The following is a 23,799-nucleotide window of genomic DNA, read 5'->3' as shown; positions in this document are numbered from 1 at the left end:
CTTGAAACTCGACAAACTCAGCCCGCGGCTGGCCGCCAACTCGCCGGCAACACTGCACCTCAAAGATCCGGCCACCGGCGAAAGGCTATTCGACGGCAAAACGCCTGTTTCGATGGAAATTCTGGGGGCAGACAGCGACGCGCTCGAAGTGAAGCAGAAAGACATCGCCAGCCGACAGCTTGCTGGGGAGAATATATCTGAAGCGCAGTCGGGGGCAGAAATGCTGGCATCGATCACCGTGGGCTGGACAGGCATTGGCCTGCACTCAGACGAGGAACTGCCTTTCACCTTTGAAAACGCGGTTCGCCTCTATCTCGACAAGGATTCAGAGTGGATCTGTGGGCAGGTCGGCCCTTTCTCGAGAGACCGCAAGAACTTCGTGACGAACCGTCAAAAGCACTGATCTTGCGGGCCCGCCACCTCGGTTTCCTACACGGAAAGCCTAAAGAGTGGCCCAAAAACAGGTGGGACAAATGCGTAAGCGAAACCGGCTTTCCACCCAGGCTTCCGCCGATTGAGGCGGGAGAGCACGTCTACAATGCTTTTCTTGAACTCGAAAAGGTGGCTTCGAATGGGTTCGGCCTGATGCCGATCAGTTGGACCGAAATAGATGCCTACGCTCGGCTGACAGGGGAGATACGCACTCCTCTTGAAGCGCAGTTGGTACGAAACATGTCGAAAGCCTACATCGAGGGGCTCGAGCACGCCAAAAATGAGTTTGCACGAGAGCCTTGGGAAGACGGGTCCTAACGGGCTCTAGGGCGCCGCGGAATTGGTTTCGCCGCGGCGCCCGACAGGGCTACCGCTTAGAGCATCACTCTTTGCGGAGTGACTCGCAAACGTCGGAGAACGCAGAGATGAGCCCGTCGTAGTGCTTGACGGTTGCTTCGTACAACCCGCCGGCCATTTTGATTGCAGTCTCGCCGCCCTCAACTCTTCGAGTGTCGACGGCCAAGGCCTGAAACTTCCGCGCCATCAAAACCGCAGCGATCCGGGCATCGTACATCCCTGAAAGCTCTCTGATGCACTTTTGGTGATCCATCGGCGCGGACAACGCGCCTGTTGATGCGGTCGCTGCAATTGCGGTGCTGAGAAAAAACGCCTTCATCGAAACCTCCGAGGTAAGAATATGTCAGTAGATCTCGCCCAATTGGGGGTTCAAGTCCACACCTCGTCTGTAAAGGCCGGCGGCAAAGACCTCGATGAGTTTTCCAAGAAAGCAAAATCCGCCGAAGAGTCGGCGAAGTTTTTTGAGCGCGAAATTGACCGGCTGGAGAACAAATTCAACCCGCTGGCCACGGCGGTAAAGAGATACAAGCACGAAATCGACGAGCTCAAACGCGCCAAGAAACTGGGTGTGATCACCTCAAAGCAATATGCCGAAGATCTGTTGAAGCTCGAGCAAGGTTTGCGCTCTGCGACAGTTGCCACTGGCAAGCTGTATCAGTCGGCAGGTCAACGACAGTTTGTTCTCAAGAACCTTGCATTCCAATTGAACCAGATTGGCCAACAAGGCGCGGTAACCGGAAACTACCTCGGCGCTCTGTCTATCCAGCTGCCAGATATTCTCGCCAGTTTTGGTTTCTGGGGTGTGCTGATCGGTGGTGCCACCGCTGTTCTTGGTCCGATGGTTATGGAAATGGCCAAGGTTGGGGACGAAGGTAAAAAGCTGGTCAAGATGAATAACAAGCTGCGCGACAGCGCCGCGACATACACCTCGATCGTAGATCAGCAGAACCAGAGCCTCGAAACGCAGCGTGTCCGGTATGGAAAGGCTGCTGAGGCGGCTCGCAAACTGCTCGAGCAACAAGTGCAACTCGCTGAGTTTGACGTACAGAAGAAGATGGGCGACGCATTGGCCTTGCTGACCGAGGACTTCGGTGACTTGGGCCGGGTCAGCGCGGATAATTTCGACCTGATTATCAACCGAAGTGACGAGTACCTAGCCAAGGCGAGGGAACTGCAAACCGCCATTCGCGAGGGGGACACCGAACGGCGTGCTGCCCTGACGCAAGAGATTATTGAACTCGGTCAACTGCCTGACCTCGTGGCAAACGTCGCCGACGCGTACAATATTTCTCGTGATGCCGCTCAGGGTGTTCTTGTGGCAGCAAAGCAATTGCAAGACACAGCCAGTTTTGAAGATCAGGCTCGGGCAGCAGCGGATCTGGCTCAGGAAATTTGGGAGGCATACGGCGGCTTGGAGGGTATGCCGGAGGACGTGCGCAAGCTTTGGCAGGGTCTGACAGACGCTGGGATCGAAGCCGCGAAACTCGCCGGTATGGACATGACCTCGCCTATCTCGGACGCAGCGGACGAGGCAACACGTCTTGTTGAGCAACTTGGCCTCTCTGTCGAACTGGCCAACAAAATAGCCAACATCGGGGTGGTGAATGGAAACACCGTCCAAGGATTCGATGCAAACGATCCGCGCAACCCGAAATCCAAGGCGCCGATTTTCACCAACCCCACCGACTTCAATTCCCCTGGTTACAACCGAAAGAAACGTCGGGGAGGCGGCACAACCCGTGTGAACGAAGCCGAGCGCGAAGCGCAGAAAATCTATGAAGCAACGCGGACCGAGTTAGAGAAGTACAACGCTGAACTCGAACGCCTCGATGAACTTCATGAGCAGGGCTATCTCTCCGCAGACACGTACGCTCGAGCAATCGACAAAGCCAAGGAGAAGTATGAGGACGCGACGGAGGCCGCCGCTGAGTTCAAGGCAATGCAGGGCATCTTGAAGGATGCCATCCTGGATTTTGCCGAGGATGGTGCCGACGCGATGGACAGTCTGGGGGCTGCTATTCGCCGTGCCGCCCTTGAGGCTCTGCTTTTTGGTGAAGGACCGCTGTCCGGTCTCCTCGGTGGTTTGGTGGGAGACAGCGGCATTCTTGGCGGAGCAACCAGCAGCCTGTCACGCATATTCTCCGGCAAACGCGCCAACGGCGGAGATGTTCAAGCCGGTCGCGTCTACGAAATCAATGAGAGAGGCACCGAGGCGTTTGTGCCGCAAGTGCCCGGCTATGTGTTGAGCCACCAAGACGCAAAAGACGCGTTCGGTGGCGGGAAACAAGCCTCGCCGGTTGTCTTCCGCCCGATCATCAAGGTGCTGCATCCGGGCCCGAAAACGGCCGTGGAAATTCAGCCGTCGATGCAAGCTCAGCGGGGACGGCTTGGTCAGGTCTTTGGAAATGGGGAGAGGCAGGAATGACCTACGGTGCTTGCCACGAGATTCGCCTGAGCAATGCAGTGTTGTTCGGCGCTCGCTCGATGTCAGAATTCGGTGTCCGCATTACTCCTCTTGCCAGTGGAGATGAGGACAGAGAAGAGGTTCACAGTCAGTCGCGCCGGCGCTTGCAAATCACTCCTGGCGTTGAAAGCGATGAGGTCAATTCGGCGTTCCGTGAGTTTGTAGAAGCTCGCGGAGGTCATGCAAGCCCCTTTGTGGTGCGGGATCATACAGAATATGAGGCACCGGAAAAGACGCTTTGGTATGACCTCGAAGATGTTCACAGCGACGATTGGACCGCCTACACCGTCGACGGGAAGATCGAGTTTCCGCTTTTCCGCGGTTACGAAAGCGGCGGCCATCGGCGCTACCGCCGGATCACCAAACCGGATTCCAAAGGCTTCAGGATCTGGTGGAATGACGATGAAATCACGTCAGGTGTGGAAATCGACTATGGGCGCGGTGTCGTGGTCTTCAGCTACATCCCGCGCTCGGGGCGCCTCTATTTCGCCGGGACGTACAATCTCTGCGTTCGCTTCGATGGTGAGTTTGGCTTCGCTGCAGCCTCTCAGTATGCCACGGATGTGGAAACCTTCGAACTTGTCGAGTTGATCGGCGAAGAAGACTACGCCCCTTCCTCCGAAAACGACGAGTACCGCGCCGCGCTTGGCCGCACAGACGACGAGCTGTCGGCCCTGATCGAAAACTTCAAAGAACTGGTGAACTGATGGTGAGCATTCCTGATTTGGTGAGCTCGGCAACCAAGTGGTTGTCGTTCCTGAACGAGTGGGTCGCGGGTGACGAAACCGCGACTATCCCTGATCCGGATGGCGTTGATCGCGACAGCCCGCGCAAGCAGGTCCAGGCCCTTGTCGATGCGGCTGAGACCGACATCAGCAACAATGTCGCCGGCATGTCTGTGCAGTCCTACGGCACCACTGCCGATCGCCCGAACCTGGGGGCGGGCGTTTACTACCAGTATTTCGACACGACCCTTGGCAAGCCGATTTGGTGGAAAAGCACCGGATGGGTCGATGCCACCGGGGCAGCAGTCTGAGGATAAGAAGCCATGTCCACGATTCACATCCGCCACATGCAGGCGCCCGTTCCCCAATGCAAACCCAGCCGAACCGGCCAGATGTGGGGGGCATATGCCAATTTCACGCGCTGCTGGTCGAACGCTGCCGGAAAGTGGCACCTGCTGGTCGATCAGGAGCTGAGCCTTCCTGCGCGCTTCAAGCTGTCGGGCTTCCAGGTCTTTGGGGTCGGCAAGCTGTTCCATGAACCTTGGCCGAACGAGGCAGTTCGAACGGCCGGCTTTGATGAGTATCACCGGATTCCCGAAGGCGCGCTGAAGTCGCTTTCGGTGGCCACGCAAAGCGGCATCTTCGGGACTGCAAATCAGGTCATCGAAAACGTGGCCCTGTCCTTCGCGACTGCCGGCACCTTGCCTGGTGGGGAGGTCGATGAAAACGGAGATCCGATCGAGGTAGGTGGCAGTGGTGGATACGCCAATGTTACCCTTGACGCCGCCGGCACGGCGATCGCGACGGTCGAGGTGACGCAGGGGCCGGATAAAGGCACCTATGACAGCAAGCTGTCGGGATCCGGTTATGGAGTAGGCGGGACCGTGTCCGCCACGGTCGCCGGAGGTGATGTAACCTTCAACGTCGACCAGGTGGTGAACTACTTCCAGTCCACGATCACCAACGCGCACGCATTTGGTCTTTGGCAGGAAGATGACACCGCCGACGCGAAGAAACTGGATCTTTCGAGTGTCGAGGTCGAGGAAGCCAATGAGGCAGCCATCAAGAACACCGATCACGCCTCGGCTTCCTGGGTTACCGGAGACACGGATTTTGGAGACTGTCTGGAGGTGGATGGCTTCTTGCAGACGGGCTTCGAGGAGTACTTCAGGCTCAATCAGCGAGCGGTCTACGAGTTCGAGGTGACTTTCAAGGTTGTCGCGGATGACACCACGTCCGGTGGTTTCGCGTCGCGTATGGATGCCTACTCGCGAACCGGCGACGGCACGTTGGTCGAGCAGCAACAATCACCGAACGTCAATCGTGACACCGCGGATGGCGTGGTGACGTTGAAATACTGGATCAGCCAACGCGCCGTGGCGGATATGCCGGCACTGCCTTCCGATGTTCAGGCCTTTGTCGAACTGCCTGCCTCGACGACTGGTGAACAGCTGCAGGTGAACTGGCGCGCAAACACCTCGACCTCAGATGCTGTTGTTCGGATCGACAGCTTTGCGCTCCGCGATGTCTCGACCCTCGCCACCCAGCTCAAGGTCATCGAGGATGGTGGTGAGAGGGGTGACAAGGTCGGCAAGGGCGACGTGCATGTTGTTGAGACGCTTGAGCGCGTCTCACAGGCCGTCGCCGGTGGCAATGAGGCCTTCGCTGGCTGGTTCGGCCTGCGCGGGCCACACACGCCGCTTGAGCCGCTTCCTGAGTATCTTGATCGGCATCCCCTTGCGAACATCACTGTTCCTAGTGGCTTTGACACGGCGTCCAGTTGGGTGCTGCGCTATCTGTCGGAGTATGAGGCAACGGCCATTGCGGGCGACGGTCAGCTGGAAGAGCGGATCCAGTATTTCGCGGCCGTGTTTGAAGAGTTTAGCGCCAATTTCGGCCGCATGGTTCAGGCCATAAAGGATGCAGGCCTTTGGGATCGCGCGGTTATCTGTGTCTGGTCTGATCACGGCTACATGCTTGGCGAGCGCGCCTATGATGGCTTTTCCGGTTCACTGGAGAAAGGTTTGCCGTATGGCGTGGCGGCGCGCTGCTTCTGTGCGATGCGGGCGCCTATGGAATTGTCTCCGACAAGCGCGCCCATCCTGATCAACATTCTTGTCGATGACATGCCCGCGCTGGATCTCTTCAATGCGGGATCGCCATTTGTCTTGGAGATGAGCCAGTATGGCGTCGAACTGCAGATTCCCGAACTGCGCGAGTTTCTTGCTGATGCCGCGGAAATCAACGAGCCGGTTTCGGCGATCGATCTCTATCCCACCCTGATGGAGATGTTCGGCCTCGAGACGCCTGAACACGTTCAGGGGCAGTCCTTGCTGCCTGCCATGCGGAGCCCCAGCACCTGGGAGAATGCGCGAGGGGCGCTGGTGCAGACGTTGGGCAATCTTGGCTACGTGCTTGCTGTTGACGGTCCGAAGGGCCGAAAGGTGTTCCGATATGTCCGTTGGTACGATCAGAGGGAAGAGCTTTATTGCGATTCCGATGATCCGACCAACCGGATCAACCTCATCAACCACACGTCCTACGCGACTGTAAAAACCGCGATCAAGGCTGCCTTTGATGCGGAACTGGAGCGGGTCGGATATCAGGACAGCGACGCCGGCGGGGGCGCGGCCGAGGTCTTCGAACGTCTCGTTGGCGAATCCGTCATGACCGCCCTGCAGGGCTATCACGGTGACGACACCTACATCGTCAGCACGACCGACACGCCAGTGCGTGAGCGCGAGGGCGGTGGGTTTGATGTGGTGCTTTTCCAGCCGGAGACGGACAGCGCACACACCTTTGTGATGCCTCCGGAGATCGAGGCGTTCTTTTCTGACAGCACGGCAACGCCGCCTGATGTGATTGCGTCGCCTACCGGATCTTACATCCAGGGCCGTCTTGACCAGGTGTTCGGTGGTGCCGGCGACGATGTTGCGGTTCAATACTATGCCAAAGGCGATGTCCTTACTGCGATCGGGGCAGGGGGCAGCGATACCCTGCAGGGCGCAAGCGGTGCCGACAGCATCGAGGGGGATGGCGACATGCTTCTCGCAGACACGACGCTTGATGTGCGCAAGGACCACGACGCGGCCGGCGCAACGGCGCTGTTCGTTACGCCCTATTCGGGTGACTGGAGCTTGCTTCTGACTGGTTCGTTCTATTCGGGGCAGACACCACAAATCAGACCCATCGGTGGGATTGATCTGGAGGCTGGCCTGCTCTTGTCGAGCGTCGGCGTCATTTGTGACGAACTGGAGACCGGATTTGCCAGCAATCCTGGCTCTGGGGTAATTACTCGCAGCTATACGGACCAGATGGGTGACTGCGTTGTGTTTGCATCCATGATGGGCTTCGCTTCCGCCCGCCCGACCGCGCCGGTCATTGACCAGGTCCGCTCTGGCGGGTGCGACATGCGTTTGCAGTCCACTATCGGCACATCTATCGAAACCGAAGCCATTCGCTGGTTGGTGGCCACCAAAGGGCGGCACGTGTTCTCAGATGCCGGCGACGTATTTGAGGCCGAAGCGGTCGACGTTCGGGTCGGCCAAACTCGCCAAGTCCGGTTCGATCGCACGATGCCAACCGTTCCTGTTGTGATTGCGCAGGTGCAGGAACTGAAGTCTGGCCATCTGGTGCAGGCGCAAATTGTGCCAGGGTCCGTCACGCGCGATGGGTTTGAGGTGAAGCTGGTTGCTGAGCCGGGCGCAACAGATCTGGCAAGCACCGAAACCGTCGCGTGGATCGCGTTCCCGACGGGCCTGATCATGGGAGAGGAGGCCTCGAGCTGGGTCAACGCGCGCCCGCTTGGTACCTCTGGGGACGACTCGATCATCGGCGGTGGTGGCAATGACACCCTGAAGGGTAACGGCGGCGACGATACTCTCGAAGGTGGATCTGGCGATGACAGCCTTCTTGGAGAGGCTGGAGATGATGAGCTGAAGGGTGGGTCTGGCAACGACACACTGGATGGCGGTGACGGGGATGACACTCTCAGGGGCGGCGGTTCAGGCGCTGACAGCCTGATTGGTGGCGCCGGCAATGACCTCGTTCAGGGCATCGGTGGCGATGACACGCTCGATGGCGGCGATGGTGACGACACACTTGAGGGCGGCGATGACGCCGACTCGGTGCTTGGCGGTGCCGGTGAGGACCTCGTCAAAGGCGGCTCCGGCAACGATACCCTCTCTGGTGGTGCTGAAGCAGACACAATGACGGGTGGGCTTGGCGCGGATTCCATTTCCGGTGATGGCGGGACTGACAGCATTGAAGGCGGCGACGGCGCAGATACGATCGACGGCGGGGCTGGCGCCGACACGATCAAGGGTGAGGAGGGTGCAGACAGCCTTTCCGGTTCCGGAGGGACTGATTCCATCGTTGGCGGTGCTGACAACGACACCCTGTCCGGCGGTACAGGCAACGATACCCTGGTTGGTGGCGCAGGCAACGACAGCCTCGATGGAGGCGATGACGATGACAGTCTCGAGGGCGGTGCTGGCACTGATACCGTATCGGGCGGTGCCGGTGGCGATCGGTTCCAGTTCGGGACCAGTGTCGAAAGCCTGACCATCAACGACTTCGACGCGGCGGAGGGAGATGTGATCGTGATCACCTCCGGTGTCGGGCTTGGGAACCTCACCCAGGTTCAAAGCAATGCGGTAGACGCCGGCAGTGACTGCACCATCACTTCGCCAAGCACGAGCGGAACTGTCACCTTGATCGGCCACAACGTCGCCGACCTTCAGGCCTCCTGGTTCGAGTTCCAAAGCTGATGCTGTTGAAGTGGGCACGCTGCTATATCCTGACCCGTTCGGACGGGCAGGTTTGGGGCTATACCGAACACAATCGGCCGCTGATCGTTGATGGTGTCACCTGTAGCCCGGTCAACTCGATTGTTGCTTCCTCCGCGGAGCAGCGTGTTGGAGGCGCTATCGACACTATCGACATCACCACAGTATTCGATGCTCAGCACTTCTCGCGTGTCGAGGTCGAGGCGGGGCTGTGGGATGGCGCAGAGCTGCGGGTGATCCTGTTTGACTGGAGGTCGCGTGAGATCGTCAGGGAGTTCCTGACTTATTCGTTGGCCGACACCTCATGGCAGGGCAATACGCTGAAGGGCACACTGGAAAGCGCAGGTGCCGTGAAGATCAACGTCAAGACGGGTTTGATCGGTGCGCCGAACTGTGGCCACGCGCTTGGAGACGCGCGGTGCGGGGTCGATCGTGCGAGCTTCCAGTCTTCTATGGAGGTGACGGCCGTCAACGGTTCAGTCCTCTCCGGGGCCGTGCCTACCCCCGCGGCAGGGCAATGGCAGACCGGCTTCGCGATCTTTGGCACCGAGCGTGCGGAAATCGTTTTCGTGGATGCCTCGAACCTGTGGCTTATTCACCCATTCGCCAACCCGCCCGTCGTTGGTGACACCGTCACTTTGGAGCCGGGCTGCGGCAAGACCGTGTTGCAGTGCAAAACGTTCAACAACTTTGAGTTCTTCGGGGGGCATGGCCACCGCTCGCCGAACGCCAGCGCCACGATCGAGGTGGCAAACAGCAACGATGGCAGGGAGTTTGACGGTGGATCACGTTTCGAAAGCTGAGATCGTGCGTGAGGCGCGCGAGTGGATTGGCACGCCTTTCCTGCACCAGCAGAGCGTACAAGGGGGCGGGTGTGACTGCGTGGGCCTCATTCGTGGCCTCTGGCGCGCGATTATCGGGCCTGAGCCGGAGGCGCCGCCGCCTTACCCGTCGCGGGTGGATCTGCTCGAGGCCTCGATCCTCACTGAGTTCGCCGATCGCTATCTGCAGCCGATTTCTGCCGATGAGGCGGGGCCCGGCGACGTGCTGGTCATGCGCTTCAAAGAGGACACTCCAACCCATCATGCGGTGATCCTCGTTGAGGCTGGGCGGTGCGTTCATGCCTGGGGCGGCCGGACCGTTCGCAAGGTGGTTGAGGGGCCGCTTCCACCTCGTGCCGAGATCACCGGCGCTTATAGTTTTCCGGGGGCGATCTAGATGGCGACACTTGCTCTTAGTGCAGCTGCCAGCGCACTCATCCCGGCGCAGGTGGCTGGCGCCACTCTCATTGGTTCATTCACTGTTGGCCAGGCAGTGGGTCTTGGTGTCTCGCTGGTGGGAGGCATCATCGATCGAGCGTTTTTTGCTCCGGATCTACCGACCGTGGAAGGCCAGAAGCTGTCGACGGACTCTCTGACCAGCACGTTCAATGGCCAGCAAGGGACGCGGGTCTATGAAACTGCGGCCGTCACCGCGCACATACTCTGGGCCTCGCGTTTCGAGCAGGTGAAGACAGAGGAAGAGGTCGGCGGGAAAGGCGGTCCGTCTCAAACCCAAATCACCTATCAGTATTTTGTCAGCATTTCCTATGTCTTCGCGGAGGAAGTGGATGCAGTTGTGCAGGTGTTTTTTGACGCAAAGCCTCGTGATCTGGGCGATTTCAACACCACGTTTTACACAGGAACGGGCAACACAATTGACCCAACGATCGAAGCGGTTGAAGGGGTGGGCAACGTTACGCCCTATCACGGCCTCGCCCATATGGTCTTCGATGATCTGGATCTGACGACGCACTTTTCGAACCGGCCGCCAACCGTTCGTGCTGTTGTGCGGAACTCCCTGTCCGCGGCAACTCTCCCGAAGCTGCTAGAAGCCATCATGGCTGACGATGGCATCGCCGTCGATGTCTCTCAGGTGCCGGCATACTTGGTTCAGGGGGCCGCGTTTTCGGGCGTCACAAGCCCCCGTTCGCGGTTCACGTCGATCGCGGCTCCCCGGCTCATTGACTTGGTCGAACGTTCCCGCGGCACATTTGAGGCGGTGCCGAGATATGGTGCGCCCGTTGCCACGTTCGACTGGTCCGAGCTCCCGGTAGGTCAAAGGGGAGAGTCGCCAATTCAGGTCAAGCGCGACGGCCCGGCGAAAGTGCCGTCACGGGTACATCTGTCGGCACCGGATCCGGCGAGGGACTATGAAGAGGTGCCGGCACAGGTTTCGGCTGATGCTGGTGAAGTCACCCAGCTGCGCACACCAGAGGCGCTGTATGAGCCGCAGGCTCTTGCCTTGGCAAATGGGGCCCGGATGGATGCCATCGTGCGTCGTACCAAAGTTGCCTTCACCCTTCCAGCGCGCGCAATGCTGGACCCGCTGATCAAGCACGGGGCTATCATCAGGCTGATCGACAGGGATCAGAGCAAGTACGACGTTCAGATTGTTGGCATGTCGTTTCAGGGCGCGCTCCACTGCGAGGGTGAAACCGTACTGTCTCGCGATCCCTATACCGAACCGGGTGAAGGCAGCCCCGGGTTTGCAAGCCGCGATCCACGCGACCCCGTGGCGCCGACAGTTGCAATGATGGATCTGCCTTGGACGTCAGGCGCCAAGAGTGATTTGGGTGTCTATGTCGCCGCCTATGCTGACCCTTGGTATCCGATGGCAGTTCTTCGTGAGCAGCAGTTTTCGCTGGGTGCTGATCATGATGCGGTCGCCGCTATGCAGCGGGTTGCCACGATGGGGTCAACCACTTCCGCGCTTGCGATCGGCGATGCCGAGAGCTGGGACGCTTCCGCGCAACTCGATGTGACGCTCCTCGATGGCTCCTTCGCCTCCAAATCTCAGGCGCAGGTCGAAGCCAACAACATCAACGCGATTGCGGTTCAGGCGGCGGATAGCTCTTGGGAGGTAATGCAGTTTGCGGACGCGGTGCTGTTGAGCGGGACAACCTGGCGGCTGTCCAACCTCTATCGCGGCCGAGGCGGAGAGACCAAAGCCATCCCGTCTGGCGCTCGTGTGGTGGCGCTGAATGGTGCTGTGTCTCCTGTTGAGGCGCGTGTTCAGGATGTATCGGTTCAGCGGGTCTACAAAGTTGGTCCGGCGGTCAAGGATGTCGGGGATGCGTCCTATGTCACTGTGAATTTCACCTCCAGCGACCGGGGCCGCACTCCATACCTAGTAACGGACATTGCGGCCACCATGTCGGGGGCGAACGTCCTGATCACTTGGAGTCGGCCGGAGCAGCCCCATACTTCCGATTCATTTGAAGTGAAGCTCTACGACGGCGCGACACTGAAGGGCACTCACACCGTCTCCGGCGCCAATAAGTTCCTGTATCTGGAAGCGGATCAAGTCACCGATTGGGCCACTGCCCGACAGAGCGGTGACACCCTCACGATCGGGGTGCGTGAAGCCAATACCCTCGGCAACGTGGGTGGTGAAGCCAAGCAGGAGGTTACCTTGGCATGACGCAGAAGTGGCTGTCAGACGACACGTTCATTGACGATGAGGGTCTTTTGCGTGGTCTCAATGGTGGTGTGTTCGAGGGAGACCTTGAAGTTACCGGCGGTCTGCAGGTCGCCGGTGACGTGGAGGCGCAAAGCGACCTCCTGATCGGTCTGGCCACAGGCGGTGGCGCGTTGGCTAAGTTAGGGCAGGGGCAGGGCGGAGGAGACATCTTCTCGATACGTCCAACGGATATTTCGGGCGCCTATCAAAATGACCGTGAGTTCATGCTGGACCCCGAGAACGCCAACGTTTGGAAGATTGAAGGGGGCGTTCGTGTTTCGGGGGCGCTGGATGTTCCAACTGGTGGTGCGGAATTGCATGGCGGTGTGAAGGTCCAAGACCTTCTGAAACTGAATCCCACAACTGCACCGGCCAGTCCCGAACGGGGCGACGTGTACTTTGACGATGCGACCGACAAACTGAGGTGCCACGACGGCACCACATGGCACGATCTGTTCTGATCTGCAGCGCGGGCAGGAGCAGGGCAAGAATATCCGCGCGGTGAAACAAACCACCAACTGAGAGTAGTTATCATGAAACTTGAATTTCTCGGGTCTGCTTCGGCAGGCCTTTTCGCCGTTGCGAGTACGTGGCTTGCAGCAAATGGCTCGTCTCCGACGTTCCTCATTTTCGCTGCAGTGGGCGCACTGATCGCGGTTCTGGAACTCGAGCCGTTTGACATCAGGAAGGGCCTTGTCCTGTTCCTCTTCAACGGTCTTGTCGGAACATTTGGTGGACCTCTGTTTCTTTGGCTGATCGGTGTTGAGATCCCTACCTTGCCTGCAGCTGCAATGATCCTGCTCCCGTTCATTCTGGGTTGGGCTGCCCACACTGCTTTCAGCCACATTCGGGGCGTAGTTCTCGAGCGGTTGACCAAGCGCATCAAGGAGGCGGGGCAATGAAATCTGTAGTTCAGATCGCGCGCTCAGCGACCCGCAATCGGTGGTACCGCTGGATCCAAGGCGCTTCCTCCTGGCTGATCTGGCTGTGCCTTTTGGGCGCGCTGATCTGGGCTGCAATCTTCAACTAGGGGAAAACCATCATGGCGACGCAAGTCTATGACGTGCGCTGGCTGCAGCGCGCGCTAAAAACGCTTGGCTTTTACACTGGCGAAGTCGACGGGATCTCGGGGCCGCTCACACGCTCGGCCGTCGTGGCCTTCAAACGCTCGCAGGGCCTCTGGGCGCGGCCTTACGTTGGCCCTCTCACTCTCGAGGCCCTGGAGGATGCCTACACGGCCGAGGCGAAGCCTGCGCGCTTTGGTGCGGATCACGCGCCGGAGCCGCCTTGGATGGTCGAGATCTCGAAATACCTCGGGCTGCACGAGGTGCGGGACAATGCCGAGCTGCGCGATTGGCTGAAGTCCGACGGCGCGACCCTCGGAGATCCCGCCGTCTATCCCTGGTGCGGTGATGCGGCAATCACGGCGCTCGTCAAAACATTGCCGGACGAACCGCTGCCCGCCGATCTCGAGCGCAACCCCTATTGGGCGCGCAATTTCGCCGAGTTCGGGATCAAGTGTGGTCACGTTCTCGGGGCGATCGCGAGCTTCGAGCGCGGCAAGGGGGGGCATGTCGGCTTCGTCATTGGGTACGATCCGGAGTGCTGTCGCTACCAGGTGCTGGGTGGCAACCAGGGCAACGAGATCAGCGAGGATGCCTGGGTCGCTGCGAGCCGCTTGCTGGCGCTGCGCTGGCCTCTGACCTGGCCCGCGGCCCATCAGCGACCTCTGCCCTTGGTCGACGCCTCTGGCACCGTCTTGAGCGTCAACGAGGCCTGACATGCGGAGTTTCACAGGTGCAATCCAGGTGGTCGCGATCATCGCGGTTCTCGGTGCCGTGGTTTGGTACGTCCAGGACGCGACGCTGGCCAAGCAGCAGAACAAGACCCTGAAGGCAGCGCAGGCCACCAACTCTGAAATCATTCGCATGCTCGGGCAGGGCATCGAGGGCGCGCGTCAGCGGGCCGTCCAGTTTCGTGAACTTAACGAGGATCTCGCCAATGTCGAGGATGACAACACTTGTCGCAGCCCTGCTGTCGATCGGGCTTTTGAGCTCATGCGCCGGCACCGCGCCGGCAATTGAGGTCCCGCCCGATGAGCTGGTCGCGCCGGCAAAGCCGATGCTGCCACCTCCGGGGGCAACCAACCAGCAGCAGGCGGCGTACCTGTTGAAATCTGAAGAGTGGATGGACGCTGCGGTCGAGCGGATCAAGACGCTTGCCGGCATCATTTGCGCAATCACCGGGCAAACATGTCCGCAGGAAGGAGGATCCGATGTATAAAGTTCTTGAATGGCGGTTGTTCCGCTACCCGCAGTCTCATTTGACCGTCGCAATCATTCTCAGCCTGTCTGTCTCGCTGCTCGTCTGGGGGGTGTCGGGAGGTTCTTTTCTTCAAGCTGCCACCGCTCTGCCTGGGATCTTCTTCTATGCCGGCCGCGAGGTGCGCGACTTTCAGAAGAACGTGCGCCCCGGCTCGGCCGACCGCACGTTCCAAGACTTTCTGAAGCGGCCCGACCAGTTTGATTGGCCAGGGTTCCTGTGGCCAGTGGTGCCGTTGGTAGTTGCTGAACTGGTGTTGGAGTTTCCAGCGTAAGAGGGACGGTACTAAGAGCGTCTCGGAAGGTTGTCGCCAACGATGATCGCATTGATCAGCTTGGCGGTTGCCGAGTGCAATTTCTGCTCTGATTCTGGGCCTTGGGCATTTTCATGGGTGGCTGCTGCATCGCGGAGAATGCCGACAATCTCGCGTTCCGGCAGTAGATTGCGATCTTGCAAGGCAAGTAGGAGGGCCTCACAAATCGACAAGGCGGCCATGCCTGCGGGGTCTTGTAGGTCTGACATCGGGCGTTCCACTTTCGTTCGTTCTATTCCGACGGGGTTGGGTCTTGATCGTCCTAAACTCACAAATAGTTTGGTATTCCTTACTGATCGAAAGTAGTCTCAACGCCGAAATACTCCTGAAGCATGCGCCCGGTTCGGGTGGGACAGATAATGAACATCAAAACCAGTCCACTCACCCAAAAGCTTTCCGCGTTCGTTGCGCTATCGGAGTCTGAGCTGGCCGTTCTAGAGCGCTTGCATCAGCGGAGGAAGTGTTTCTCTGCTGGGCGTGACTTGGTTCACCAAGGTCAATCCGAACAGGCGGCCTACATCCTGGCGTCGGGTTGGGTCGTTTCTTACAAAATCCAGCCTGACGGGTCGCGGCAGATTGTTGATTTCCAGATACCGGGGGATTTTCTGGGGCTGCGCAGCGTTCTTTTGCACACATCAGATCATGGGATCGAACCCATCGTCGATATCGAGGCTGCGGAAGTTCTGGTGAGCGATTTTCTGCAAGCCTTCGCAGAGACACCCAGGCTGGCCACCGCCGTTCTCTGGGCCGTGTCGCGCGACGAGGCGATGGTTGTCGAGCATCTGGTTGGTTTAGGGAGGCGCGATGCGGATGCACGCATGGCGCATTTCCTGCTGGAGCTTGGCGTGAGACTGTCCCTTGTCGGTATGGGAAGCAGGGAAGGTTATGCCTGCCCGCTCACACAGTATCATCTGGCGGATGCGTTGGGGCTCAGCGCCATCCACGTCAACCGCGTCCTTCGCAAACTCCGCGAAGGCGGGCTAGTCACGTTTCAGGGCGGGCGTGTCACGTTCGATGACTACGAGGGATTGGTTGCATTGGCGGATTTCGATCCGGCCTACCTCGATCAGTCGCGGCCTCTTTTGCCGTGAAAAAGCCGCCCTAAGTTTGGGCGGCCCTGTCGTCTTTTCACAAGCATACCGACACTACATCAGTGCGCGGCTCGCTTGTTTGAGCTCGTTGTAGGCCTCTTCGTCGTTTTCGGCTTCATGGGCCTTTTCAGCGGCCTGATAGTGCTTCAGCGCCGCAGCCTTCTTGGGGCCTTCGGGTGCCTTGTCCCAGGCGGCTTTGACGGAAGCCATGTGTTTCACAGTCTGATTTTCCGCGGTTTGGTTTTCTTCGCTCATGGAATTGTCCTTTCCGGGACGGCCCGAGAACAAGAGGCGCAGAATTCATACAGTTCTATTTTGGAACTGCATGTGCCCCGCGCCTCTGAGCTACTCGGAAAAAGCCACCATGACTTTCGGTGGATTGTTTCACCTAACCGGTTTCTCGGTGTCCTCGCACTGACGCAGGTTAGCCCGTCTGAGCCAGTTTTAGGACTAACGCTAGAATAACAGCTCCAACGAGGGCCACCGTTGTCCAGGAGAATGATATTTTAGGAGAATTTTTGGCACCTGATTCGCAGGGCTTCGAAACGCGAAGCGGTGCGCGCTTCGGCAACAGTAAAACGAGCTTTGCCGCTCTGCCCTCGCTTGCCAACGCCAGCGCCGGAATATCGGTAATCGCTTCAAAATGCGTTGTCAGCCGAACTTGCGCGTCCTCCCGAGCCAAACGTGCAAGCTCACGCGCCTCGGTCCACGGCTCGAGGTCAAGGCGTGCAAGAGCTGACAAGACTGTCACGGCTGCACCTGTTCGGTCCTCCCCCAATTCTGCGAAGAGGAAGGCATCGTAGTCACTGCCATCCGGGTGAAGGATGTCTGAGGCGGACATGGGTTTCCTTTCGGCGTGTGACTTAGGCAAAGGCTTGCACGGAGGTGTCTGAAGCCGCGGAACGGCTTTACCTCTTATCCTGACAGCAAAGAACCGGGCCGGGGCTAACCTCAATCAGCTTCGCCCTGCGAGGGCTCGGATAATGTGCACACAGAAGCTTTGCCTTGGCGAGGCGTTCTGTTCGACGTTTGCCACTGTGGCGATGGCGGAAAGCTCAGCATCTTTTCAATGGAGACCTAGGATGCTCACGCGTTCAACCAGATCAAAGGTGACGTTTTCAAATGACTTCAAAATTGGCGAAAGCCAGCAGGAGATTCTGGCCGGAACGTATGAAATCGTTGTTGAGGAAGAACTAATACAAGGCCTCAGCTTCGAGGCTTACCGGCGCGCCTCGACATACCTGATGGTCCGGGGACGCGGTCGCAATGCCGGTCAAACGACGATGCAAATGACCACAAAGGAGGAGCTCGAACATGCGATGGCATGTGATCGAGCCCTTTCTGAGACCAACAATGATAGCGAAGCGGCGCTTTCCCCGCAAAAGGACACGACATGACAACACCTGAATGGCTAAAACCCGGAATCTACGGCGCGCTCCTTGGTGCGGCGTTTGTCGGCGTCGTTGGATTTTCCTGGGGCGGCTGGATGACCGGAGGCGGCGCGGAGGAGATGGCCAACAAAATGGCACGGGAGGAAGTGATCGCAGCGCTCGTACCCGTCTGCCTTGAGATGTCCCGCACCGACATTGAACGCATTGCCAAGCTGGGTGCGATCCGCGAGGCATCTTCATTCAAACGACGCGACGCCGTTATGGAAGCCGGTTGGGCGACGATGCCCGGAGCAGATGGCCCGAACCGCGATCTGGCACAGGCATGCATCGAAGGTCTCGACCTTGATGCATCGTAGTTACCTCAAGTTCTCGCCCGTTTCGTCTAAGGGCACCGTAGGTGTGCTTGCCTTGGTGTCTTTCACGGAATTCCTTGCGCTCGCCTTTGTCGTGTTCATCGCGATCGGATCGCCGTCTTTCGCCCAATCTCAATCGGCCCAGATGCCCGCGAATGCGCGGCCCAAAAGCTATGGCGAGGGATGGGAGTGTGATCGTGGATACCGGCGTGACGGCGACGCGTGTCTTGCCATCATCATTCCCGAGAACGCCTATGCAACCAACCGGACCTATGGCAAGGGCTGGGAGTGTCTGCACGGATTTCAGGAGGTCGATGACGCGGCTTGTTTTGAGGTCGTAGTTCCCGAAGGCGGCTATCTCGACCCGTCGGGACAAAGATGGAACTGCCTTCGTGGCTACACGAAAATTGATGATCTCTGCCTAAAGATCGATTTGCCATCAAACGCCTATCTGTCTGACCGTGGCTATGGGGCGGCCTGGCTGTGTGACCGTGGCTATGAGGTCGAAGGTGACACATGCGCGGCAATCGCTGTCCCAGAAAACGCCTTTCTGAATGGCTCCGCACACGGGCAGCCCTGGACATGTGAACGGGGCTACTTCGAACGCGATGGCACCTGTGAGGCTGTTGTCGTTCCGGAGAACGCATTTTTCGACGATGCGAGCTATGGCCCAGGCTGGAAATGTAATCGTGGCTTTGCAGAGTCCGACAACGGCTGCACAAAGATAGTCCTTCCTGACAATGCGCATCTCGACAGATCGGGAAACGGGTGGGAGTGCCATAGAAATTTCCAGCGCTCTCAAGGGCGTTGCGTTTTCAACGACTAGCACTCGCAATCAAAATTGAAACGAAGCTCAGGCGCCCGAACGCTTCATGCGATCGGACCGGCAAATATCCATTTGGAAAAGGAGTGACTATGGAAACGGACACTACAAGAACCCCGTCTGCGAGGCTGTCGACGATGGGTCCGCAAGCCCCGCCCGACGTGCCCTCAACCAGTCAGACCCATGCCAAAAAGGCTGAAACAAAAGGGGTGCCCACCGCGGTTCTCTATTGCGAGGGAAACTTCGGGCAGATCGACGGCAAGACCGCAAATGGCCTTGTCCGTCACAGCCAAGCATATCGCGTTCTTTCGGTCATAGACAGCGAAACTGAAGGGCGCGACAGCGGGCTGGTGCTGGACGATACATGTAACCAAATCCCCATCGTTGAAAATCTTGAAGCTGCGGTTATACGTGAGGTAAAAATCCCCGACACACTGATCTATGGCATGGCGCCCTCTACGGGCAAGATGTCACCTGCGGATCGAGAGGTCGTGCTGGATGCAATCGCGCTCGGAATGAACATCGTCAGCGGCCTGCACGAATACCTCGGCGATGACGCAGAGATTTCGAACGCTGCTGGCAGGGCCAACGTGACGATCCGAGATACCCGAAAACCCCGGCCAAGCAAGGACATGCGCCTGTTTGACGGAAGCGTGTCCGAGGTGAAGGCAATCCGCATTGCCGTGCTGGGAACGGATTGTGCAATCGGCAAACGGACGACAGCGACCATTCTGGCCAGGGAACTGAACACGCGTGGTATTAAAACCGTCCTCGTTGGCACTGGCCAGACGGGGCTTATGCAGGGTGCAAAATACGGGATTGCCATGGACACGGTGCCACCCCAGTTTTGCTGTGGGGAGCTTGAACGCGAAATCGTCGCGGCGTCTCATGGCGAAGACCCGGATGTCATCCTGATCGAAGGACAAGGCGCTCTAAGTCATCCGGCCTTTTGCACCTCGGCATTCATTCTGCGCGGCAGCCAGCCGCACGGTGTTGTTCTTCAACATGCGCCCAAACGCGCCCATCGCTGCGACTTTCCCACCATGCCGATGCCCGAGACGAAAAGCGAAATCGCCCTCATCGAAGCTTTTGCTGACACTCGGGTGATTGGTATCACTCTCAATCACGAGGCGATGACGGGAACCGAGGTCGAACGTGCAATCGACAGTCTTTCACAGGATCTTGGCATTCCGGTGACGGACGCGCTGACCCGGCCGGAAGTGCACCTGGGCGACATGGTCTTGGCCGCCTTTCCGCAGTTGCGATCCGTACCTCTCGCGGCCGCGGAATGACCTCGCCGCGAGTGGAAATTGATCTTGGCAAGATCCAGGCTAACGCGCGATGCCTCGTCCGCCGCCTTGGCGACCGTGGAATCTCGGTTATTGGTGTGACCAAGGCCGTCTGCGGACATCCTGACGTTGCCACGGCCATGCTGGATGGTGGAGTTGCCGGTCTGGCTGATGCCCGCATCGCAAATATCTTTCGGATGCGGACAGCGGGTCTTGCTTGTCCGATCTCAATGATCCGCGCGCCGCTGCTTAGCGAGATGGAGGATGTTATCCAATATTGTGACGCGAGCTTTAATACAGAGATGGATACGATTCTGAAGCTAGGCGTTACGGCAGTGAAGCTGGGTGTCTTGCACGATGTTATCTTGATGATTGAAATGGGAGACTTGCGTGAAGGCATTCTACCAGAGCACCTTAACGATTTGGCCACCCGGGTCGTTGCAACACCTGGTGTTGTGCTCAAAGGCATCGCCGCGAATTTTGCCTGTATGGGCAATGCGACGCCGAAGGCCGGCGACATGGCCAAGCTCTCACGGCTGGCCGAACAGCTAGAAGGCAATTGCGGGCCATTTGGAAATTTTATTTCAGGAGGTGGCTCGGCCAATTTGCAATGGGCGCTTGGTGAAGTTGTAACTAGGCGCGTCAACAATCTGCGTTTGGGCGAGGCCATCCTGTTGGGCACCGACCCCTTGACGGGGCATCCTATCACTAGCCTTTATACCGACGCGTTTCATCTGATTGCCGAGGTTGTAGAGACAAGCCGCAAACACAGTTCACTGTTGTCCCAGTCAACGACTCCGAAGCCTGGGGGACTCAAATTAGTTCGGAAAGTTGACATCCGCGCCCGAACAATCCTTGCTGTCGGGCAGCAGGATACCGATGCCAGCGGTCTTACGTTTCCCTCAGGAGTTGAATGGATCGGCGCGACCAGCGATCACACCGTCGTCGAGACAGCCAAGTCCGCTCTATCCGTCGGATCCGAGATGAAAATGGGCATGAACTACAGCGCCCTAATGCGGGCGATGAGCGCCCCAGACGTTGCCAAGGTTGTGCATGGCAAGCAAAGGATGAGGGGTAGTGCTAAGGATCGCGAGATCCACCCTGTCTTGACGCTGGTATGACGTCCGGATGATCGCACAGGAGGCTGCGGACGGATGGTTCACGCCGGACGTGCCGGTTGCTCACGTTTACTTTAGTTCTGAGATCAGTCTTCATTGAACGGCTCAGCGGCGAGGAAAGACTCGCTTTCTTTCCAATTTGACGGCTCTATTGTTTTTCATACCCCCCGGTCTCTCCCGATCAGGTGGGTGACGAAATGGGCAGTCGAGCGAGCGTGAAAACGAAGTGCTCCTTGGTTCATTGAACCTGCGTGAACCGGAACAAATTGTGAAAACGACGCCTTAAGGCCTGATAAAAAGTGTTCCCTTCAATAGATTACAATAGCTTGGGCAAGGGACGTGTTGTTTACACCAAAGCGGATCTTGGTTCAATTTTCGGCAAAAGCTGGCACTTCGTTCTCTATGCAAAGAGTATTTAGCGGCTCAAACGGGCGGTTCGTGCGAGAAATACGTTTAGTGACCGCTCCCAGCCCAAAGCAGTCGCTCCAACTGAGAAACCCGTCTTCTCATTGAAATGCGAAACTGCGGTGTGGCTCGCCGCACAAGTGCGTTGCCCACCAGTATGCTCTTAGTACTGATTCACATACAGGAGATGATCATGGGAAACATTGATGCTTTGCGTGAGAACTTGCCTCCCAGCGTAACCGTTCATGAATACCCCAATGGCTATGTAGAGGTGAAAAGCTACTTGAATGAGTTTATCGCAGGCTGCTACATAATTGCCGGATTTAATGGTGGCGTGCGCTCTCTATATGGGCCTGACGATTTGGATCCAGGGGTACGCGGGCTCAAGACGGCTGCCGATGCATATCATCAGTCCCTTTAGTCTCGGCCTGATCAGAAACTCGCGGTGGGAACTACAAGTGCAGCAGCCAGCGCAAGGCGGGCATCAAACCGACATAGAGCAGATCGCTGCGAAGAGCCCGTAAGCAATCAATTCTGAAGGCTCAACCAATGGCCTGTTTCCGCTAGAAAGGAATCTCGTCATCTGGGCTAGGAACCGTAGAAAGAGCAGCTGAAGGCATTGGTTGGTTCGTCACGATAAACAGATTGAGGATATCCTCCCTGTCCATGAACATGATCTGGCTTCGCTTAGTCGCGTCCAGCTTTTGCCCTAACCAATTCTTGGCTTGTTTTGTAATTTCTCCCCCGGCAACGATGAAGGCATGATCTACGAGAGCTTTCTTGCTCGTCTCCGGATCGAAGATTTCATGACCGAGCATCATCAAGGCTTGCTGGTGAATCTCAGATATATTCCTGTTGCTGCCCTTTCTCATTCCCGCCGCATCAAGTTTTCCCTTCTTCGCTTGTATTCCGAAATAAAGGACGTGTTGAGTGGGAAGAACGAAACGCATCCAAATGTCTTTGCCGTATTCAAGAGCTTTGTCTTTGTGTCCTGCTGCCTGAATCCGGTGGAATCCTAACTGCCGAAAGAGGGGCAACAGTACTTCTTCTATCAGTTCATCTTCTGAGCAGGTGTTCAGATAGGTGCTTAATGCCTCACGCCGCTCCAGTTCTTTAAGCGTAAATGGTCGATGCGGGTTCGCTGCCTGCGAAATAGTTCTTGTGCCAATATGCCTTATGTAGAGTAGAGCATCGTCGCCGTAGTAGGCTTCAAATCCTTCTCGCGTAAGTGGCTTATTGATGTATTCGAGAGCATTGGTTCGGTCAGGGTCGTCGTCTTCTGCATCAGACTTATGCATCAGCACGCGCAGCACATGGACAAACCGCTCAGGCAGTACATTTGGTCCTGAGGAGGGCTCAGCCAATAGTTCTGCGAGCACATCAAAGGCCCACGCCCAACGTGTAGAGCCGTCGTGGGCGTAGTCCATATCGCATTCTTCAAAGAAGCGAGTGATATAGCTACTCGACCGATAGGGGAAATGTGGCGCATCCCCTATCACGGCCTCAGCTAACCCTCTTAAGTTCCGGTCCCTAAATTTCATTTCCTACACCGTTATTCCTCGTCAACATCAGCGTATCAAAAGACCGCTTTTCCGCAATGAATGAGTATTTTTCATTGGTAGCGGACACCGCCTTCTGTCAGAAATCTGGTTCGATCACATCCGCTTTGGGCCGTTGAGGGTTAATGAGGCATGTGTGGACGTTGCTTGCATACGGAACACGTGTAGGAATTGGCTAGGTAACATGGAGAGGCCCGATGTCTTACCAGGAAAAAATGAAAGGTCAGTGTTCCAAGTGCGGTTGGGTCACAAGGCGAACATTCAAAAACATGGGCCGCAAGCCTTGTCCGAAATGTGGTGGTCAAGTTCTATTCCACGAAGATGACAAAGAAGCAGCGCAGACTATCGCTATACTGTCGATAGTTGGGACGATTGTGATTGGGTTCCTTTTTGTCGCGCTAGGGATAGCGGAGTGGTAATGGTCTCCGGAACGAAAACTTCATTCCAATGACTTCAGGGACGGCTGCGTTCGCCAATGCTCAATTGTTGCACACGTGACAGAAGGCAGCTTCAACGGGCTGCGGAGCGGCATCCGAATTGATTGATGAATGCCCGCCAAGGGCCGTTCACGAAATTTTGCAAAGACCGCTTCCTGCGCATTGCCGAAATTTGTTCCCACCGCAGCGAACGACCAATTTCCGCCCATGTGCAATTCTGGCATGTCCCCTTGGGGCCGCAAGCCGGCTTGCGGAATAGCGGCACTCCATTTTGGGGGCTGATCAATTCCCATTGGTTGTGGACCAACAATTGTTTTGGGGGCGTTTCACAGATTCTTCGTTTGTTTCGTTTTTGTCCTGTGAAGAAATCCATGTAACGCTTTGAAAGCGTATAATATTCATTAGATTTAGGTTCTGGCGCCGCGAGGCGTG

The 23,799-nt window shown here is 57.5% G+C and carries 28 protein-coding genes; 23 read left to right on the top strand and 5 right to left on the bottom strand.

The annotated features are described in order from the left end of the window. Window position 1 precedes the first annotated feature (1 nt). Window positions 2-403 (top strand): hypothetical protein, encoded by a 402-nt coding sequence (locus tag ABWV42_RS01365; protein ID WP_353338568.1) that lies wholly within the window; start codon window positions 2-4, stop codon window positions 401-403. After that, window positions 331-750 (top strand): phage tail assembly chaperone, encoded by a 420-nt coding sequence (locus ABWV42_RS19680; RefSeq protein WP_502930932.1) that lies wholly within the window; start codon window positions 331-333, stop codon window positions 748-750. The genes ABWV42_RS01365 and ABWV42_RS19680 overlap by 73 nt, the downstream gene beginning before the upstream one ends. A gap of 64 nt (window positions 751-814) precedes the next feature. Here ABWV42_RS19680 and ABWV42_RS01360 read toward each other — a convergent pair whose 3' ends face one another. Beyond that, window positions 815-1,108 (bottom strand): hypothetical protein, encoded by a 294-nt coding sequence (locus ABWV42_RS01360; RefSeq protein WP_353338567.1) that lies wholly within the window; start codon window positions 1,106-1,108, stop codon window positions 815-817. A 21-nt stretch (window positions 1,109-1,129) separates the two neighbouring features. Here ABWV42_RS01360 and ABWV42_RS01355 point away from each other — a divergent pair, with 21 nt between their 5' ends. The 14 genes from ABWV42_RS01355 (at window position 1,130) to ABWV42_RS01290 (ending at window position 14,862) form a co-directional block, all read left to right on the top strand. Then, window positions 1,130-3,214: a hypothetical protein gene (locus ABWV42_RS01355; RefSeq protein WP_353338566.1), complete on the top strand. Its 2,085-nt coding sequence runs from the start codon at window positions 1,130-1,132 to the stop codon at window positions 3,212-3,214. Then, window positions 3,211-3,960 (top strand): DUF2460 domain-containing protein, encoded by a 750-nt coding sequence (locus ABWV42_RS01350; RefSeq protein WP_353338565.1) that lies wholly within the window; start codon window positions 3,211-3,213, stop codon window positions 3,958-3,960. The genes ABWV42_RS01355 and ABWV42_RS01350 overlap by 4 nt, the downstream gene beginning before the upstream one ends. A gap of 2 nt (window positions 3,961-3,962) precedes the next feature. Further along, window positions 3,963-4,289, top strand: a complete 327-nt coding sequence (locus ABWV42_RS01345; protein WP_353338564.1) for a hypothetical protein — start codon at window positions 3,963-3,965, stop codon at window positions 4,287-4,289. Between the two features lie 12 nt (window positions 4,290-4,301). Then, window positions 4,302-8,747 carry a hypothetical protein gene (locus ABWV42_RS01340; RefSeq protein ID WP_353338563.1) on the top strand — a complete coding sequence of 1,482 codons (4,446 nt, stop codon included), beginning with the start codon at window positions 4,302-4,304 and terminating at the stop codon, window positions 8,745-8,747. Then, window positions 8,747-9,568, top strand: a complete 822-nt coding sequence (locus ABWV42_RS01335) for a phage/gene transfer agent baseplate hub protein (RefSeq protein WP_353338562.1) — start codon at window positions 8,747-8,749, stop codon at window positions 9,566-9,568. Before ABWV42_RS01340 ends, ABWV42_RS01335 begins: the two co-directional genes overlap by 1 nt. Next, window positions 9,546-9,983: a C40 family peptidase gene (locus tag ABWV42_RS01330; RefSeq protein WP_353338561.1), complete on the top strand. Its 438-nt coding sequence runs from the start codon at window positions 9,546-9,548 to the stop codon at window positions 9,981-9,983. Before ABWV42_RS01335 ends, ABWV42_RS01330 begins: the two co-directional genes overlap by 23 nt. Beyond that, window positions 9,984-12,227: a GTA baseplate fiber-binding domain-containing protein gene (locus ABWV42_RS01325; RefSeq protein WP_353338560.1), complete on the top strand. Its 2,244-nt coding sequence runs from the start codon at window positions 9,984-9,986 to the stop codon at window positions 12,225-12,227. Next, window positions 12,224-12,727: a hypothetical protein gene (locus tag ABWV42_RS01320; protein ID WP_353338559.1), complete on the top strand. Its 504-nt coding sequence runs from the start codon at window positions 12,224-12,226 to the stop codon at window positions 12,725-12,727. Before ABWV42_RS01325 ends, ABWV42_RS01320 begins: the two co-directional genes overlap by 4 nt. A 72-nt stretch (window positions 12,728-12,799) precedes the next feature. Continuing rightward, complete coding sequence (locus tag ABWV42_RS01315; RefSeq protein ID WP_353338558.1) at window positions 12,800-13,168, top strand: hypothetical protein; 369 nt, start codon at window positions 12,800-12,802, stop codon at window positions 13,166-13,168. After that, on the top strand, window positions 13,165-13,296 hold the full coding sequence (locus ABWV42_RS01310; RefSeq protein ID WP_353338557.1) for a hypothetical protein: 132 nt from the start codon (window positions 13,165-13,167) through the stop codon (window positions 13,294-13,296). The genes ABWV42_RS01315 and ABWV42_RS01310 overlap by 4 nt, the downstream gene beginning before the upstream one ends. Before the next feature lie 12 nt (window positions 13,297-13,308). Continuing rightward, window positions 13,309-14,046: an NlpC/P60 family protein gene (locus ABWV42_RS01305; protein ID WP_353338556.1), complete on the top strand. Its 738-nt coding sequence runs from the start codon at window positions 13,309-13,311 to the stop codon at window positions 14,044-14,046. Between the two features lies 1 nt (window position 14,047). Beyond that, window positions 14,048-14,350, top strand: a complete 303-nt coding sequence (locus ABWV42_RS01300; RefSeq protein WP_353338555.1) for a hypothetical protein — start codon at window positions 14,048-14,050, stop codon at window positions 14,348-14,350. Beyond that, the gene (locus ABWV42_RS01295; protein ID WP_353338554.1) at window positions 14,268-14,549 is read left to right on the top strand and encodes a hypothetical protein; all 282 of its coding nucleotides are present in this window, start codon (window positions 14,268-14,270) and stop codon (window positions 14,547-14,549) included. Before ABWV42_RS01300 ends, ABWV42_RS01295 begins: the two co-directional genes overlap by 83 nt. Then, window positions 14,542-14,862 carry a hypothetical protein gene (locus ABWV42_RS01290; protein ID WP_353338553.1) on the top strand — a complete coding sequence of 107 codons (321 nt, stop codon included), beginning with the start codon at window positions 14,542-14,544 and terminating at the stop codon, window positions 14,860-14,862. The genes ABWV42_RS01295 and ABWV42_RS01290 overlap by 8 nt, the downstream gene beginning before the upstream one ends. Before the next feature lie 11 nt (window positions 14,863-14,873). On the opposite strand, the gene ABWV42_RS01285 is transcribed toward ABWV42_RS01290, so the two are convergent. Further along, entirely contained in the window at window positions 14,874-15,110 is a 237-nt protein-coding gene (locus ABWV42_RS01285; RefSeq protein ID WP_353338552.1) for a hypothetical protein, read from the bottom strand. A gap of 150 nt (window positions 15,111-15,260) precedes the next feature. On the opposite strand from ABWV42_RS01285, the gene ABWV42_RS01280 reads away from it, so the two are divergent. Continuing rightward, a complete protein-coding gene (locus tag ABWV42_RS01280) occupies window positions 15,261-15,992 on the top strand; it encodes a Crp/Fnr family transcriptional regulator (protein WP_353338551.1) in 732 nt (243 codons plus the stop codon). A 54-nt stretch (window positions 15,993-16,046) separates the two neighbouring features. Here ABWV42_RS01280 and ABWV42_RS01275 read toward each other — a convergent pair whose 3' ends face one another. Together ABWV42_RS01275 and ABWV42_RS01270 are read right to left on the bottom strand one after the other, a co-directional pair. After that, window positions 16,047-16,247: a hypothetical protein gene (locus ABWV42_RS01275; RefSeq protein ID WP_353338550.1), complete on the bottom strand. Its 201-nt coding sequence runs from the start codon at window positions 16,245-16,247 to the stop codon at window positions 16,047-16,049. A 169-nt stretch (window positions 16,248-16,416) separates the two neighbouring features. Beyond that, the gene (locus ABWV42_RS01270) at window positions 16,417-16,833 is read right to left on the bottom strand and encodes a hypothetical protein (protein WP_353338549.1); all 417 of its coding nucleotides are present in this window, start codon (window positions 16,831-16,833) and stop codon (window positions 16,417-16,419) included. 241 nt (window positions 16,834-17,074) lie between these two features. On the opposite strand from ABWV42_RS01270, the gene ABWV42_RS01265 reads away from it, so the two are divergent. The 6 genes from ABWV42_RS01265 (at window position 17,075) to ABWV42_RS01240 (ending at window position 21,792) form a co-directional block, all read left to right on the top strand. Further along, window positions 17,075-17,389, top strand: a complete 315-nt coding sequence (locus ABWV42_RS01265) for a hypothetical protein (protein ID WP_353338548.1) — start codon at window positions 17,075-17,077, stop codon at window positions 17,387-17,389. Further along, window positions 17,386-17,739, top strand: a complete 354-nt coding sequence (locus ABWV42_RS01260; RefSeq protein ID WP_353338547.1) for a hypothetical protein — start codon at window positions 17,386-17,388, stop codon at window positions 17,737-17,739. Before ABWV42_RS01265 ends, ABWV42_RS01260 begins: the two co-directional genes overlap by 4 nt. Then, entirely contained in the window at window positions 17,729-18,562 is an 834-nt protein-coding gene (locus ABWV42_RS01255) for a hypothetical protein (protein WP_353338546.1), read from the top strand. The genes ABWV42_RS01260 and ABWV42_RS01255 overlap by 11 nt, the downstream gene beginning before the upstream one ends. Beyond that, window positions 18,544-19,851 carry an N-acetyltransferase DgcN family protein gene (locus ABWV42_RS01250; protein ID WP_353338545.1) on the top strand — a complete coding sequence of 436 codons (1,308 nt, stop codon included), beginning with the start codon at window positions 18,544-18,546 and terminating at the stop codon, window positions 19,849-19,851. The genes ABWV42_RS01255 and ABWV42_RS01250 overlap by 19 nt, the downstream gene beginning before the upstream one ends. Next, window positions 19,848-20,969, top strand: coding sequence for an alanine racemase (locus tag ABWV42_RS01245; protein ID WP_353338544.1), 1,122 nt, complete (start codon window positions 19,848-19,850; stop codon window positions 20,967-20,969). The genes ABWV42_RS01250 and ABWV42_RS01245 overlap by 4 nt, the downstream gene beginning before the upstream one ends. Before the next feature lie 595 nt (window positions 20,970-21,564). After that, window positions 21,565-21,792, top strand: a complete 228-nt coding sequence (locus ABWV42_RS01240) for a hypothetical protein (RefSeq protein ID WP_353338543.1) — start codon at window positions 21,565-21,567, stop codon at window positions 21,790-21,792. Between the two features lie 142 nt (window positions 21,793-21,934). On the opposite strand, the gene ABWV42_RS01235 is transcribed toward ABWV42_RS01240, so the two are convergent. Continuing rightward, on the bottom strand, window positions 21,935-22,798 hold the full coding sequence (locus ABWV42_RS01235; protein ID WP_353338542.1) for a hypothetical protein: 864 nt from the start codon (window positions 22,796-22,798) through the stop codon (window positions 21,935-21,937). Window positions 22,799-23,799: the final 1,001 nt, after the last annotated feature.

It is taken from the genome of Pelagimonas sp. KU-00592-HH, assembly GCF_040369695.1.
Taxonomy (GTDB): Bacteria; Pseudomonadota; Alphaproteobacteria; order Rhodobacterales; family Rhodobacteraceae; genus Shimia.
This window is presented reverse-complemented; position numbering and strand designations above follow the sequence as displayed.

What these genes read in the sequence shown, in the direction of transcription:
- ABWV42_RS01360 (WP_353338567.1), bottom strand. Translation starts at nt 1,108, where the DNA reads ATGAAGGCGTTTTTTCTCAGCACCGCAATTGCAGCGACCGCATCAACA.
- ABWV42_RS01355 (WP_353338566.1), top strand. Translation starts at nt 1,130, where the DNA reads ATGTCAGTAGATCTCGCCCAATTGGGGGTTCAAGTCCACACCTCGTCT.
- ABWV42_RS01350 (WP_353338565.1), top strand. Translation starts at nt 3,211, where the DNA reads ATGACCTACGGTGCTTGCCACGAGATTCGCCTGAGCAATGCAGTGTTG.
- ABWV42_RS01340 (WP_353338563.1), top strand. Translation starts at nt 4,302, where the DNA reads ATGTCCACGATTCACATCCGCCACATGCAGGCGCCCGTTCCCCAATGC.
- ABWV42_RS01335 (WP_353338562.1), top strand. Translation starts at nt 8,747, where the DNA reads ATGCTGTTGAAGTGGGCACGCTGCTATATCCTGACCCGTTCGGACGGG.
- ABWV42_RS01325 (WP_353338560.1), top strand. Translation starts at nt 9,984, where the DNA reads ATGGCGACACTTGCTCTTAGTGCAGCTGCCAGCGCACTCATCCCGGCG.
- ABWV42_RS01320 (WP_353338559.1), top strand. Translation starts at nt 12,224, where the DNA reads ATGACGCAGAAGTGGCTGTCAGACGACACGTTCATTGACGATGAGGGT.
- ABWV42_RS01315 (WP_353338558.1), top strand. Translation starts at nt 12,800, where the DNA reads ATGAAACTTGAATTTCTCGGGTCTGCTTCGGCAGGCCTTTTCGCCGTT.
- ABWV42_RS01310 (WP_353338557.1), top strand. Translation starts at nt 13,165, where the DNA reads ATGAAATCTGTAGTTCAGATCGCGCGCTCAGCGACCCGCAATCGGTGG.
- ABWV42_RS01305 (WP_353338556.1), top strand. Translation starts at nt 13,309, where the DNA reads ATGGCGACGCAAGTCTATGACGTGCGCTGGCTGCAGCGCGCGCTAAAA.
- ABWV42_RS01300 (WP_353338555.1), top strand. Translation starts at nt 14,048, where the DNA reads ATGCGGAGTTTCACAGGTGCAATCCAGGTGGTCGCGATCATCGCGGTT.
- ABWV42_RS01295 (WP_353338554.1), top strand. Translation starts at nt 14,268, where the DNA reads ATGTCGAGGATGACAACACTTGTCGCAGCCCTGCTGTCGATCGGGCTT.
- ABWV42_RS01290 (WP_353338553.1), top strand. Translation starts at nt 14,542, where the DNA reads ATGTATAAAGTTCTTGAATGGCGGTTGTTCCGCTACCCGCAGTCTCAT.
- ABWV42_RS01285 (WP_353338552.1), bottom strand. Translation starts at nt 15,110, where the DNA reads ATGTCAGACCTACAAGACCCCGCAGGCATGGCCGCCTTGTCGATTTGT.
- ABWV42_RS01280 (WP_353338551.1), top strand. Translation starts at nt 15,261, where the DNA reads ATGAACATCAAAACCAGTCCACTCACCCAAAAGCTTTCCGCGTTCGTT.
- ABWV42_RS01275 (WP_353338550.1), bottom strand. Translation starts at nt 16,247, where the DNA reads ATGAGCGAAGAAAACCAAACCGCGGAAAATCAGACTGTGAAACACATG.
- ABWV42_RS01270 (WP_353338549.1), bottom strand. Translation starts at nt 16,833, where the DNA reads ATGTCCGCCTCAGACATCCTTCACCCGGATGGCAGTGACTACGATGCC.
- ABWV42_RS01265 (WP_353338548.1), top strand. Translation starts at nt 17,075, where the DNA reads ATGCTCACGCGTTCAACCAGATCAAAGGTGACGTTTTCAAATGACTTC.
- ABWV42_RS01260 (WP_353338547.1), top strand. Translation starts at nt 17,386, where the DNA reads ATGACAACACCTGAATGGCTAAAACCCGGAATCTACGGCGCGCTCCTT.
- ABWV42_RS01255 (WP_353338546.1), top strand. Translation starts at nt 17,729, where the DNA reads ATGCATCGTAGTTACCTCAAGTTCTCGCCCGTTTCGTCTAAGGGCACC.
- ABWV42_RS01245 (WP_353338544.1), top strand. Translation starts at nt 19,848, where the DNA reads ATGACCTCGCCGCGAGTGGAAATTGATCTTGGCAAGATCCAGGCTAAC.
- ABWV42_RS01240 (WP_353338543.1), top strand. Translation starts at nt 21,565, where the DNA reads ATGGGAAACATTGATGCTTTGCGTGAGAACTTGCCTCCCAGCGTAACC.
- ABWV42_RS01235 (WP_353338542.1), bottom strand. Translation starts at nt 22,798, where the DNA reads ATGGACTACGCCCACGACGGCTCTACACGTTGGGCGTGGGCCTTTGAT.